The following is a 12693-nucleotide window of genomic DNA, read 5'->3' on the forward strand; positions in this document are numbered from 1 at the left end:
TCATCGAGGCGCGGGAATAAAATCCCATTCAGACGCCGGATAGATTCAAGCAAGCCAATTTATCGTCAAAATCGGTGTTGCAAAAACGGGAGTGACCATAGATTCCGCTTTCATCGACCATTATCCCGCTACTCGCATACGTTTGGTGATGAGTGGTTTGCCCTGAAAGCTGAAGCATTCGCCCGTTTTTTTGGTACACCGACGTTTTTGGTGGCACAGACGGTCATTGTCGTTGTCTGGATCCTTATCAATATTATCGGATGGACCCGGTTTGACCCTTATCCCTTTATTTTGCTTAATCTGGCATTCAGTTTACAGGCAGCCTATGCGGCGCCGCTGATCCTGCTGGCGCAAACCCGACAGGCAGAGCGCGATGGGGCGCACGCGTTAGCCGATGCACAGCACCGTGAGGAGCTGGCGGAAGATATAAGCCAGAGACAGGGGCTCGCACAGCGGCAATCTGAACAGTTGATGATTTTATTGCAGCAAAATACCGAATTAACGGACCTGACGCGGCAAATGGCTGAACGCATTGAGAAATTAACGCTACAGCTCACCCAACATCAGAATATTAAATAAAACAAGCAGGTGGACGGGGAATCATGGACAATAATCACTCAGCGAACCACAGGACATCAGGAAAGCTCATACTGGCAGGAGGAGCGCTGGGGGTGGTTTTTGGTGATATCGGCACCAGCCCACTGTATACGTTAAAAACGATACTTCTGTTATCCGGCGATAGTCCCACTCCCGACGTCATTCTGGGTTTATTATCGCTTATCATCTGGACGCTTATTCTGGTTACTTCAGTTAAATATGCCATCTTCGCCATGCGTATGGATAATAATGGCGAGGGCGGAATCATGGCCCTGATGTCATTGCTGGTACATAAAGGTAAAGATAGTAAGTGGGTGACATTTTCTGCGTTGACTGGTGCGGCGCTGATATACGGAGATGGCGCAATTACGCCGGCTATTTCCGTGCTTTCCGCCCTTGAAGGGCTGAATATTATCTTTCCTGAGGCGCACTCTTTTATACTGCCTGCCACGGTAGTGATTCTGGTTACCTTATTCGCCATTCAACCCTTTGGCACCGCTAAAATAGGTAAAATCTTTGGTCCGGTGATGACATTGTGGTTTGTGGCAATTGCCGCGCTGGGAATATCGGGTATCGTCCAGTATCCGGCAGTGCTGCTGGCGATTAATCCGGCTTACGGTGTCTCCTTTTTACTCTCAAATGGTTTCAGCAGCTTCCTGGTATTAGGCGGTGTCTTTCTGTGTGTCACTGGAGCTGAAGCACTTTATGCGGATATGGGCCATTTCGGCAGAAAACCAATCTGGATGGCCTGGTTTGGCCTGGCGTTTCCGGCGTTATTACTCAACTATGCAGGCCAGTCAGCGATAATTCTTGCAGGTGCGGACATTTCACAGAATATCTTCTTCCGTCTTTGTCCACCGTTCCTGCAAATTCCACTAGTTATTCTTGCCACTCTGGCCACCATCATTGCCAGTCAGGCCATTATTACCGGGGCGTTTTCAATGACCCGACAGGCAATTCAGCTGGGTTGGTTTCCGCGCTTGCATATCAAACAAACCACCGCGGAGAGCTACGGGCAAATCTATATCGGCACGATTAACTGGCTGCTGATGGTCGTTACCGTTGGTCTCGCAATTGCGTTTAAGTCATCGGAGAACCTCGCCGCAGCCTATGGGATCGCAGTGTCGTTGACGATGTTGATGACCTCCGGACTGCTGTTCATGGCTATGCGGCAAATCTGGGGCTGGAATCTGCTTGCCAGCACTCTGGTGGCCGTCAGTTTTCTGCTGATCGACAGCAGTTTTCTGATTGCCAATCTGGTGAAAGTGATGGAGGGCGGTTATATCCCGCTTATGCTGGCGGCGATCGTTTGCGGCGTTATGCTTATCTGGAACCGCGGTGTGAAGGCCACGTCTCGCGCGATTAATGAGAAAGTGATGGCTGTCGATGAGTTCTTCAATAAAATCAACCGGCTGCAGGTTCCTCGCGTTCAGGGTACTTCGGTGTTTTTAACGCGTAGTCAGAATGGTGTGCCGCCGGTCATGCGCTGGCACGTCGCGCGCAATCGCGCTCTGCAACAGCAAGTCATCTCGTTGACCATTGAAGTACAGAACATCCCTTATGTGGAAGCGGGGAGGCGACTGGTGCTTACCGAGCGGGCACCGGGTTATCTGCAGGGCGTTGCGCATTATGGCTTTATGGAGCAACCGCATATTCCAGAGCTTCTTCATAGCGTCCCAGGACTGGCGGTTCCGTTTGTTCCTGAAGAGATCACCTGGTATCTGGGGCACGAGACGATCATCGCGCTTGAGGGGCATGGCATGGTCGCGTGGCAGCGTAACTGTTTTGCGTTTATGGTGAGAAACAGTACCCACATTACCAATTACTATCGCTTGCCGGGCGATCAGGTGGTGGAAATTGGTCGGCGGGTAGCAATTTAGCGCGGTAGTAGAGAAATGGCGTTCATCCGGCGGCGGTTTTATCGGCTTCGGAGTCAGCGTTGGAGCAAAATTAGCATATTGTCAAAGCTCAGTAAAATTGTCTAATCCGTGGCTCATTAGAAATGTAGCCATAATTTTCAGTACTTTAGTCAATGTGAGGGTGTATGGATAATGCGCAATATAAACCGGATGGCCGTAAACGATATACCACATGGTGGTGGTGCGGAAGTTTGTATTTGGTTACATGGTACTGTTCTGCGGATGAAATAAACCTGTACTCAATAAATACGGGCTCATATGTTTATCATTTAACGCACAATCACGGGCAGTATACTGAGAATTTTGAAAATAACTTCATCTCCGTGGAGCGAAAATTCTCGGATGATTCAAAATATAGTTTTGTGCTAGGCACGATGAAAAACAGCTTTGATGACAGATGCCTGGCTGCCGGCGTAAGAAGGGATTGGGCAGGTTGGGATAACGGCTGGGTTTTTAAGGGAATATATGGATATGTAGGTGAGTTTTTCTTTGATGCTTTCAGTGATTGCGGCGATCATGGTTCATACCATGATTTTAAGAAAGCGACAGGAATAGGCTTTTCCCCCTATATCTATCATGGGTTTCAGTATAATTTTACGTCTTATTTTGGGATGGATGTTGGCATTATCATACCGTCAGTATTTGTCATTACGGCACAGTGGAGTTTTAGATAAATTTGACAGCAGTGACAGGAGATAAGGAAACGAAGATGCGAGATGCTGCATCGGAGATTTAATATCCAATGACATCTCCGGTAAGGCAGCACCGTGGACGTGGCGGATGTACACGCGGTGGCAGTTTTCTGGGGATCCGTGAATCGTCCCGGGTCATAAAGTTTACGTGCGGTCTCATTGGCCAGAGGCAGCTCATTATTGCTTGGTTTTCCGCGACGACGGCTAGCCATACCCAGTGGACCAGATTCACAATAACGCGAAAGAAGACGACATCGACACTGACGATCGGAGATACCCAGGCGCTGCGCGGCCGTCTGTGTTGTCAAGCGCCGGTCGACAACATCCTGACTGGTTTTGAGTCGGTTAACTTCATCCAACGTGAAAAACTCGCCGTCATCAGAATCCCTTGATGGTTAACTTAGTCCTGGTCGGATACTACAATTTTGCTATCACATCATTGGTGCGCATAATGTATATTATGTTAAATTGTATCTGGAGGGCACTGAGTGCATCACCACACGTAGACCTGCCTCGGTCATATACATCCCCTTCCTTCAATTAGTTATCACAGGTTTCCATTATCTTCAGGAGCTCAGGCGCCAGCATGCTTTGCTGCCGGGCACCTGAAACGAAATCTTTGCCGCGGTGTTCACGTACCTGGCTTAAAACCGTTAAGAGAGTTAACGCTTCAGATGTTTCTCAAGAAACTGGAAAACTTGATCCAAATTCTCTTTCGCCTCAAATTCGGCTGTACCGTGTCCTGCTCCCTGGAGCTGAACGTAGGTAACTTTATCTTCACCAATCACGGCTTGTAACGCTTTCGCAAAATTTTCACTTTGTTGGGTTGGCACGATTGGGTCTTCCGAACCGTTCATCAGAAAAAATGGTACGCTATCCTTTGAAATATAGCTTTGTGGATTAGCAAATCTAACTAAATGAGGAATTTTACTGATTTGCATCCCCATATATTGTGACTCGCCCGAATCCGCAGCATTGTGAATTTGCAACGACTTTTTACCACTTTCCTTGAATTGGGCGTCCATCGCACTAAAGTCGGTCGGGCCAAAGAAACTGACTACGGCATTCACGCGGCTGCTTTGCTTTGCATTGCCCAGGGTTAAATCTTCCAGCACAGGGATGCCTGCCGTTGTACCAAGCATTGAGGCTAAATTGGCCCCTGCAGAATCGCCCCACGCCACCACCCGATGAGGATCTAAGCCATATTTTTCCGCATTCGCTTTTATAAAACGCACCGCGGCCTTAACATCGTATACTGCCGCAGGGAAAGTCGCCTCGCCAGCCAGGCGATAGTTGATTGACACGACGGCGTAGCCGCGTTTTAGCCCTGTCATCGGAGCATCTACTTCGCTAGTGCCTTTATCGCCGAAAATGAAACCACCGCCGTGAATGGCGATGATAACCGGATATGGCGCCTTGCCTTCACCGGGTAAGTAAATATCTAACTTTTGTGCGTTTGACTGAGTCGCATAAGGTATATCAAGCCATTTATAAGTAACCCCCTGCGTGTTCACCCGAGGCATTTTGCTCATCATTTCACGCAATGAATCCATATTGGCAGACTGTTCTCTTGCCATAACATTCAAACTCCCAAACGCTAATATCCCAACGGTAAACAAAGTCGCTAACTTTTTCATTGCATTGTTTCTCAATTCTACCACCTGTAATCGTTGTTCCATGTTGCCTCCTTTTTTATATTTGGAGCTGGTCATCAGGATAATCAGCTGTTGGCAACCGGTAAATTTTTTGGAAAAGTCAGAGGGAGGCGCCCAAATACGGACTTCGAGTCGTGTATTACCAGTGACATTCAAACAATAAAAAAAGGCGTGCAGAACACGCCTGAAAATAAAATTAAAGCGCTGCTTTTACCGCTACGGCTAAATCTTGTGTTGGGCGACCGAGCAAACGAGAAAGTGTTTTGTCGGTTGAGAATAAGGCCCCTTTTGAGGCATCAACATCCGCCTGAGCAAGTAAGTGTGCCAGTCCTTCTGGCAAACCTGCATTTAACAACGCGCTTTCGTAATCTGCAGCGGGAATATCCACGTAAGGGATCTCTTTACCCGCTTGTTTGCTGATTTCTGCTGCTAATTCTGTAAGGGTATAAGCGTTGTCACCTGCCAGTTCGTAAGTTTGGTTATCGTGCCCTTCGCCGAATGCCACATTTGCTGCGGCTTCCGCATAATCAGCACGCAATGCTGAAGCAATTTTTCCATCTTTTGCCGAACCGTAAAATGCATTTAATGCTAATGCCGCTGGCACAGAAGCGGTATAGTTTTCGGTGTACCAGCCGTTACGTAAAATAGTATAGGTTAACCCTGATGCTTTTAAGGCTTGCTCGGTAGCAATGTGTTCATCTGCTAATAAGCCAACGGTATTTCCACTGGTTGCACCGAGCAAACTGGTGTAGATAATATGCCTTACACCCGCTTTTTTCGCCGATTCGATCACGTTTTTATGTTGTACTTCACGCTGGCCTACCTCGCTACTTGAGACTAAAAGTAGTGTGTCCACACCCTGCAGGGCCTCTACTTGACCTTCAACTTTTGAATAATCAAATGCCCGCGCTTCCGCCCCTGAAATTTTTGCCGGGTTACGTACCAGGGCGATCGCGTTTGCCCCTTTTTCTTGCAGTTTTGCCAGAGCGATTGCGCCGAATTGACCTGTTGCACCTGTTACTGCGATAGTTTTCATTATGTATTCCTTTGAAAAGTATGTTGAATTTCGACCATGGTTGCCGAATCGTTCGGCCTTGATGTGATTCATTATAGGTTAAAACTTACTTTTAGGAAGTACGTACAAAAATGTAAGTATGTGATTAAGTTATCATTATTTTTTAACTTATTGATTTTTAGATAAAATAAAAGTGAGTTTGTTTTATATGAAGCGGAGAAATAGCATCATCAACAGCCCGATCTGGCAATTTTTTTGCATTTTTGGTTGTAGGAGAGACTTAAATTCACTAAACTTACTTTTAGTAAGTGTTTATGTTAAATAGGTTCTATAAATGCACGATCGGCTGGATCAAACTGCGTTGCGCGAGAAAATTCCTGAAGAATTTTTTGTAGAAGACAGAATGCTGGGCAATGTGTTGCTTTCACAATGTCCTTCCCGTGAAATTTTGCACCAAATAACGGGCAAATGGGGATTGCTTGTAATGTTAGTGCTGAAAAATGGCACGAAACGCTTTGGCGAACTTCGCCGGGAGGTGCAAGGCGTGAGCGAACGAATGTTGACCCAAACGCTACAACAGCTTGAAGAAAATAAAATGTTGCTGCGAAAATCGTTCAACACCGTCCCGCCCCACGTTGAATATACCCTCACGCCACTTGGCGAAGAGGCTGCGGGTAAAATTAAAGAACTCGTGGATTGGCTACAATTTAATATTGGAGATATTCTGGTTAATAAAATGACATTAGAGAAGCAGTAAGATCTGCAATGCTTCCCGGCGAGGTCTTAATTTGGCGTCATCCTGTTAAGGCCCCCTCACCGCTAATTTTTACACGGCGGCTTCAAATTATTCGGCAAAGATTAATCCTTGAGTAACGCGTCGGCCGTCGCTGGAAAGAACCGCTTCCGGCAGCGTCACACCGCCGGACTTGAACGCTATATGCGCTGATATTGCTCAGGGAACGCCAGGGCTCCCGTTCTAACACTAGCCAGAAAAATTAACCGAGCATGATCCCGCCATCCACCGCTAGCTGCTGTCCGGTCACAAAATCATTTTTCATCAGGAACAAATAGGCAGACGCCAGCTCGTCAATTTCAGCCGTACGCCCCAGTGGAATAACGCTGGCGAAATGCTGGCGGGTATTATCCACTTGCTCTCTGGACTGTTCTCGCCAGAAAGGGGTAACGGTCCAGGTGGGCGCGACCGCATTAACCCTCCCCTCAGGCGCCATTTCCGCTGCCAGCCCCTGCACCAGTGCCTGGATACCGAGATTACCCACATAGCTCGCACAGGCATGCTGCGCCCGGCCACCGGTACCGGATGTAAAGATCAGCGAACCACCGGAACGGAGCTTCTTGGCAGCCAGCTTCCCGATCACTACGTTGGTAAGAAATTTAGAGTGAATGACATGCTCGATAGTCTCCATGCTTGCTGCCAGAAAACCGCCGCCCATGGCGTCTCCAACCATCGAAACCAGATGATCAAATGGCGCAAGCTTAGCGAAACAGGCTTGCAATGCATCATGATCGTGGGCATCGCAAGCTAGCGTTTCACACACCTTTATATTCTGCGCTTTCAGCATAGCGCGCGCCTCATCCAGCCGTTGTTGGCTACGCCCCATCAGAGTCAGTCTGGCTCCTTCCAGGCCAGCGCGCTGTGCTATCGCAAAGCCGATACCGGAACTTCCGCCAACGATCAGCAAATGTTTATTCTGCAATTCCGCCATGTTTATTCCTTTTCATTCGTTAATGCTTCGACAGCAGCCTACTGCTATCAGCGTATCATTCGCGCCATGAGCGCCGTTGACGCCCACCGCCCCAATCACTTCATGACCAGACCCTTTCGTGCGTACAGGTTGTCATCCGCTCTCCTCTCTAATTTGCTGATGAAGAGGGATCGCCGTCGCGTCGCCAGGACAGTTTTTTGCCGAAGCCAAGCCTATTATCAGTGAATTTCATCTCATCAATGCCGATGGCCCACACCGGGGCAGACATGACGCGTGCTGCCGGAAAGCGTTGGTAATAGCGTTTACGGGCGTCCTCGCCCTCCTGACTTTGCAACTGGCGAAGTTCGCCACGAAATTGCAGGCCGCGAATGTGGATAACCGTCTGCGACTGGTCGCTGACGGTACCCGCGACCAGAGTCCGTTTACCCGCCATCCGACCATGTCGTGACGCGGGACTGGTTAAAAGGTAAAAAGCGACTGCGGCGGGGTCAAAGACATAGAAAGCGTTGGCGCACCACAGCGATACGCCGTCGCTAACGCAGTACGCCACGACATGCTGAACCTTCAGCCACTCGCTGATGCGAGAGAATATCTCCATGGCTTTTCCTTATGCCGTTAGCACCGGCGAGTAAGCGGACAGCTGCGAAGCATATTGCCTGAACCGGTCAATATTCCCAGGCGCACACAGTTGCATCACCAGCCATGGACTAAACAGTTCAGGGAGGTTGTCCACGGCCCCGCTAAGTGCCGCAAGCGGCACCCAACGAGCATCCATAACTTCACTCTGACGAAGCGTAAGCGATGTGGTGACCCGGGCGGCATAGACCGGACAATATTCATTTTCAACAATGCCTGACGGATCGGTCGCACAGTAACCGAAGGTCTCGTCAACGAGCGTAATCCCCTCCACCTCTACCCCAACTTCATAGCGGCAGCGTCGGCGAATTGCGCTCTCGAATGACTCCTGCCACTGCGGGTGGCCGCAGACTGAGTTGGTCCATACGCCAGGCCAGGCTTTCTTATCAAGCGAACGTCGCGTCAGCAGGCAGTCGCCGTCGGAGTTGAATAGCCATGTTGAGAACGCGAGATGCCGCGGGGTGTGCTCATGATGAGCGACCCGTTTCTGTAACGTGCCGACAGGGTTCTGTTCCTCGTCCAGCAATACAACATGTTCATAAGCAGAGCGTAATGTCATTGTTTCACCTCAAGCAGCACAATGCCCGGCATACGCCGGGCAACGGCAGGCGCTAACCAATGAGATGGGCCCATAGCCAGGAGAATGGCATCACCAACACCAGCGCGGGTAGCATGTTGGCGACCGGGAACATCTTGATATTGCAGATACGTAAACCGGTCGCAACCATTAACAGGCCGCCGGCACAGGAGAAATCCGCCATCATATCCGCCGAGAGCAGCGGCAGGATCATCGTGGCCAGCATCGCGAGCGCCACCTGGATAACTATCAGCGGCAAACCAATAGTCATCACCGCAAACCCCAGCATGGTGGCGAAAATCCCGGCGGTGAAGAGATCGAGGACCGTCTTGATATAGAGAATCGACGGGTCGCCGGTCATGCCTTCATGCATAGCGCCGAAAATACCCGTACCGCTGGCGCAAAACAGTACAAGGATCGCCACAAACTTCTCGGTGAACGCCTCCTGGGTTAATCCCTTCACCGGCGGTAAAAAAGCGTTGATAACTGAACGGGTGGAACCGGCCACCTTGCCGATGCCTCTTTCGACATAAAGGATTTCACCAATAGCGGTGCCGATGATCATCGCCAGTACGACGGCGGGCATAAACGTCACTTTAATGACCAGATTGATCCCAAGGCCAACCGAACATAGCCCAAAAATAAGCGGTAGCGAGGTTTTTACCCTCTCCGAAATAGCACTGCTGGCAAGGGCGCCGAGCAGGCCGCCCACGATGACAGCGCCACCGTTAACATAGGGTCCAATTAACATATTATTTCCTCAGAGCGTGACAGGAACGACGCTCTCCGGCTGTGCGGGTAGCCCCTCTTCCCCCCAACGAGGAATGGCGCGGACATCCAGGCCGAACAGATCCAGCGCGCGCGCCACGCTATGAGTGATAATCTCATCCGGGGTCTGCGGGCGTTGATAGAGCGCGGGCACCGGTGGAAAGATGATCCCTCCCATCTCCGTCACCAGCTGCATATTACGTATGTGGCTCAGGTTGAGCGGCGTCTCACGCGCCATCAGCACCAGTCGGCGGCGCTCCTTGAGGACCACATCTGCCGCGCGCGTAAGCAGATTGTCCGTCATACTGTGGGCAATACAGCCAAGCGAGCGCATGGAACAAGGAGCTACCAGCATGCCAAGCGTCTTAAACGAGCCGCTGGAGATCGCGGCGCCCAGATTACCAGGAGAATGGACCACATCCGCCATCGCCGTGACATCCGCAAGCCGATAGTCCGTTTCCAGTTCGCAGGTTTTTTCCGCGCCTTTCGACATGACAAGATGCACTTCAAGCCCGCGGCCCTGAAGTAACTCCAGCGCCCTGACGCCATACTGAAAACCCGACGCGCCGCTGATGCCGACGATAATGCGTTGTGTGGCCATGCTTTGCTCCTTTATTCGAAATCCGGCAGAAAACGTTTCACGTCCACTTCTTTAAAATGAGAACGTTCAAAATGCGCTTTCAGATGGAACGGCACGGTACAGTCGAAAATCGTTTTGCATGACATACCGTCCTGGGTAATTGACGGGCTGTAACCTGCCGCCTGGGACGGGTCGAGCGGATGACAACGTACGCCTGGAATAAAGAGAGTATCCACATCCCCCTGATACCGGGTCTGCATTGCCCACATCACGTCATCGCTGTCAAAAATGTCCACATCCTCGTCGACCAGAATCACATGCTTGAGCTCCGGGAAAGCGGAGAAAGCAAGTAGCGCAGCCTGGCGCTGGCGCCCTTCGTCAGTGGGCGCTGATTTTTTAAACTGCATGATCGCCAGCAGCTTACCGCCGCCTGCCGAGTGGGCGAAAACGTTCAGCAGTTTGCCCGGCATTGCGCGCTCAACCATTTCCAGAATGCTCGCTTCGGTCGGGATACCGGCCATGTTGACGTGCTCTTCGCCGGGACCCACTGTCGTCCGCCAGATTGGATTGCGGCGATGAGTGACGGCTTTGACCTTGATAACAGGCAGCGCCGCTTTGGCTTCGCCGGTATAGCCTGGGAATTCCGGCATGGCTTTACCGGTGTTGGTATTCTGATCTTCACGTACCCGAACATGGGGTAATAGTTCACCTTCAATAACAATTTCCGCATGGGCGATAGCGCGTTCATTGATGGTTTTACACTTCACCATTTCCACCGCATGACCGCGCAGGGAGCCTGCGATACTCAGTTCATCAAAACCCAGCGGCGTGGTAGGCGGTTCAAAACAGGCGGCTACTTCAATTGCCGGGTCAACGCCGATGCTGATAGAGATCGGCAATGGCTTGCCTGCGGCTTCCGCTTTCATGCGGAACGCGTCTATATGGCGTCCCGGCGTCAGCCACATGGATAGCTCATCCCGGCTCTGAATACACAGGCGGTGAATGGTAATATCCGACTCACCGGTTTGCGGATCGGAGGCGTAACATAACCCCATGGTAATATACGGGCCGGCATCCTCTTCGGTATTGGTCGGCGCGGGAAGCAGCGTACGAAGGTCAAAGTCAGGTTGGTCAGCATAGTGCACCACTTCCTGACAGATGGCGTTCCCCTCGACCAGAATCGGATCGATTGGCGTCTGTACCGAGTTTTTCAGCAGCTGGCCCAGTTTTTCCGGCGCGCAGTTCAGAAATTGGCCGACGCGTTTACGTGAGCCGTTGATACCGATAGCCACCCGGGTCTGTGGAAAACCTTTAATGGTATTGAACATCATCACCGGGCCGTTTTTACGCGTCGGACGCTCGCAGGTGCCGCCCGCGCCCACATAGCGATAAACCCCGGACAACTCCGCCTGCGGATCGACTTCGACGCTGGTTTCAACATATTCACCTGGCGTACGCTGCAGCAGTTCCAGCGCGGAGCGCAAATCATGGATGGTGTTTTCTTTTTCTGGAGGGATATTTTCCATCAGTAAAACCTCTTATGCATAATAAATGTTGCGGTGCAAAAAATATAAGACATTAATAATATGATGGACAAATACCGTTTATGTCATAACGGCCACACTAAAATGGTATGCATTATTTTAATTAACATTAAATGGATATTTATTTAACAAAAAAGACAATGGCATACGCTCTGTAATTATATCCCTGTACGACTTAAGTTTATTGACATCCCGCCCTAACCCTCCTATAACTCGCAAAGCAGTGACTATCAAGGTAAGTATCAGATGGACTTAAAACGCATAAAGTATTTCTGCAAAGTCATCGAGCACGGCTCGATCAGCGAGGCTGCGCGCCAGTTGAATATGGCCCAGCCGCCGCTCAGTAAGCGCATTCAGGAGCTGGAGGACGAGCTTGGCGCGCAGCTGCTGGTCCGCAGCAGAAACGGCGTGGAAATAACCACTGCCGGTAATTACTTTTATCACCGCGCATGCCACATCCTCAATCAGCTTGAAGATACCGTTCGGGAGACGGTAAAAATAGCCCAGCGGGAAAATGCTTTTATCCGTATAGGACTGACTCATTTATTTCAATCTTATTTCCAGCCGCTTATTCTGGAGTTATATCGCCGCAATCCAGATATTGAATTACGCATTACCGTTTCGGACTCCAGTAATTTAGAATCTTTTCTTCATGACGGTCTCATTGATATCGCTTTTATGCAGCGGCCGCACCCGGATGACGCTTTTCAGTGCCATGAATTTCCTCCGGTAGCAACGGTGGCGGTGATTAATAAAAAAATATTACCGGTTGCGCCGCACGAACCGCTGGCGTTATCGCAGCTGGCGTCAATGCCGCTGGTTCTGCTAAGGCGCTACGAGGGGACAGGAATATACGAGAAATTTGTCGACCTGTTTTCGGAAAACGGAATCTATGGTCACTCCCGTTTTTGCAACACCGATTTTGACGACAAGTTGGCTTGCTTGAATCTATCCGGCGTCTGAATGGGATTTTATTCCCGCGCCTC

The 12693-nt window shown here is 50.2% G+C and carries 13 protein-coding genes and 1 pseudogene; 5 read left to right on the forward strand and 9 right to left on the reverse strand.

Going from position 1 to position 12693, the window contains the following annotated elements:
- The first annotated feature begins 57 nt into the window (after positions 1–57).
- The 3 genes from BV390_RS29025 (at position 58) to BV390_RS29035 (ending at position 3190) form a co-directional block, all read left to right on the forward strand.
- Complete coding sequence (locus BV390_RS29025) at positions 58–579, forward strand: DUF1003 domain-containing protein (RefSeq protein WP_085397592.1); 522 nt, start codon at positions 58–60, stop codon at positions 577–579.
- Positions 580–602: 23 nt separating this feature from the next.
- Entirely contained in the window at positions 603–2477 is a 1875-nt protein-coding gene (locus BV390_RS29030; protein WP_085397593.1) for a potassium transporter Kup, read from the forward strand.
- Positions 2478–2641: 164 nt separating this feature from the next.
- The gene (locus BV390_RS29035; RefSeq protein WP_223306625.1) at positions 2642–3190 is read left to right on the forward strand and encodes a DUF4451 domain-containing protein; all 549 of its coding nucleotides are present in this window, start codon (positions 2642–2644) and stop codon (positions 3188–3190) included.
- 185 nt (positions 3191–3375) lie between these two features.
- On the opposite strand, the pseudogene BV390_RS31725 reads toward BV390_RS29035, so the two are convergent.
- From BV390_RS31725 to BV390_RS29050, 3 genes and pseudogenes are all read right to left on the reverse strand, one after another.
- A pseudogene (locus tag BV390_RS31725) lies at positions 3376–3567 on the reverse strand (ISNCY family transposase); the annotation flags it as partial.
- Positions 3568–3870: 303 nt separating this feature from the next.
- Positions 3871–4887 carry an alpha/beta hydrolase gene (locus BV390_RS29045; protein WP_206098737.1) on the reverse strand — a complete coding sequence of 339 codons (1017 nt, stop codon included), beginning with the start codon at positions 4885–4887 and terminating at the stop codon, positions 3871–3873.
- Positions 4888–5059: 172 nt separating this feature from the next.
- Positions 5060–5899 (reverse strand): SDR family oxidoreductase, encoded by an 840-nt coding sequence (locus BV390_RS29050; RefSeq protein WP_032696187.1) that lies wholly within the window; start codon positions 5897–5899, stop codon positions 5060–5062.
- Between the two features lie 382 nt (positions 5900–6281).
- Between BV390_RS29050 and BV390_RS29055 the strand changes: the two genes are divergently transcribed.
- Positions 6282–6635 carry a winged helix-turn-helix transcriptional regulator gene (locus tag BV390_RS29055; RefSeq protein ID WP_032696367.1) on the forward strand — a complete coding sequence of 118 codons (354 nt, stop codon included), beginning with the start codon at positions 6282–6284 and terminating at the stop codon, positions 6633–6635.
- Positions 6636–6873: 238 nt separating this feature from the next.
- On the opposite strand, the gene BV390_RS29060 is transcribed toward BV390_RS29055, so the two are convergent.
- The 6 genes from BV390_RS29060 to BV390_RS29085 form a co-directional block, all read right to left on the reverse strand.
- A complete protein-coding gene (locus BV390_RS29060) occupies positions 6874–7602 on the reverse strand; it encodes an SDR family NAD(P)-dependent oxidoreductase (protein WP_047664899.1) in 729 nt (242 codons plus the stop codon).
- A 148-nt stretch (positions 7603–7750) separates the two neighbouring features.
- Positions 7751–8200 carry a YhbP family protein gene (locus BV390_RS29065; RefSeq protein WP_085397594.1) on the reverse strand — a complete coding sequence of 150 codons (450 nt, stop codon included), beginning with the start codon at positions 8198–8200 and terminating at the stop codon, positions 7751–7753.
- 9 nt (positions 8201–8209) lie between these two features.
- Positions 8210–8797 carry an isopentenyl-diphosphate Delta-isomerase gene (gene idi, locus BV390_RS29070; RefSeq protein ID WP_085397595.1) on the reverse strand — a complete coding sequence of 196 codons (588 nt, stop codon included), beginning with the start codon at positions 8795–8797 and terminating at the stop codon, positions 8210–8212.
- 52 nt (positions 8798–8849) lie between these two features.
- A complete protein-coding gene (locus BV390_RS29075; RefSeq protein ID WP_032696191.1) occupies positions 8850–9566 on the reverse strand; it encodes a DUF554 domain-containing protein in 717 nt (238 codons plus the stop codon).
- A 9-nt stretch (positions 9567–9575) separates the two neighbouring features.
- Positions 9576–10184, reverse strand: a complete 609-nt coding sequence (locus BV390_RS29080; protein ID WP_032687711.1) for a UbiX family flavin prenyltransferase — start codon at positions 10182–10184, stop codon at positions 9576–9578.
- Between the two features lie 11 nt (positions 10185–10195).
- Positions 10196–11689: a UbiD family decarboxylase gene (locus BV390_RS29085; RefSeq protein ID WP_032687712.1), complete on the reverse strand. Its 1494-nt coding sequence runs from the start codon at positions 11687–11689 to the stop codon at positions 10196–10198.
- A 264-nt stretch (positions 11690–11953) separates the two neighbouring features.
- Here BV390_RS29085 and BV390_RS29090 point away from each other — a divergent pair, with 264 nt between their 5' ends.
- Positions 11954–12670, forward strand: a complete 717-nt coding sequence (locus BV390_RS29090; protein WP_085397596.1) for a LysR family transcriptional regulator — start codon at positions 11954–11956, stop codon at positions 12668–12670.
- Positions 12671–12693: the final 23 nt, after the last annotated feature.

The organism is Klebsiella sp. YJ, from assembly GCF_002108615.1.
GTDB classification, from domain to species: Bacteria; Pseudomonadota; Gammaproteobacteria; order Enterobacterales; family Enterobacteriaceae; genus Klebsiella; species Klebsiella planticola.

Coding starts and splice junctions, on each gene's coding strand:
- BV390_RS29030 (WP_085397593.1), top strand. CDS start 603: ATGGACAATAATCACTCAGCGAACCACAGGACATCAGGAAAGCTCATA.
- BV390_RS29035 (WP_223306625.1), top strand. CDS start 2,642: ATGGATAATGCGCAATATAAACCGGATGGCCGTAAACGATATACCACA.
- BV390_RS29045 (WP_206098737.1), bottom strand. CDS start 4,887: ATGGAACAACGATTACAGGTGGTAGAATTGAGAAACAATGCAATGAAA.
- BV390_RS29050 (WP_032696187.1), bottom strand. CDS start 5,899: ATGAAAACTATCGCAGTAACAGGTGCAACAGGTCAATTCGGCGCAATC.
- BV390_RS29055 (WP_032696367.1), top strand. CDS start 6,282: ATGCTGGGCAATGTGTTGCTTTCACAATGTCCTTCCCGTGAAATTTTG.
- BV390_RS29060 (WP_047664899.1), bottom strand. CDS start 7,602: ATGGCGGAATTGCAGAATAAACATTTGCTGATCGTTGGCGGAAGTTCC.
- BV390_RS29065 (WP_085397594.1), bottom strand. CDS start 8,200: ATGGAGATATTCTCTCGCATCAGCGAGTGGCTGAAGGTTCAGCATGTC.
- idi (WP_085397595.1), bottom strand. CDS start 8,797: ATGACATTACGCTCTGCTTATGAACATGTTGTATTGCTGGACGAGGAA.
- BV390_RS29075 (WP_032696191.1), bottom strand. CDS start 9,566: ATGTTAATTGGACCCTATGTTAACGGTGGCGCTGTCATCGTGGGCGGC.
- BV390_RS29080 (WP_032687711.1), bottom strand. CDS start 10,184: ATGGCCACACAACGCATTATCGTCGGCATCAGCGGCGCGTCGGGTTTT.
- BV390_RS29085 (WP_032687712.1), bottom strand. CDS start 11,689: ATGGAAAATATCCCTCCAGAAAAAGAAAACACCATCCATGATTTGCGC.
- BV390_RS29090 (WP_085397596.1), top strand. CDS start 11,954: ATGGACTTAAAACGCATAAAGTATTTCTGCAAAGTCATCGAGCACGGC.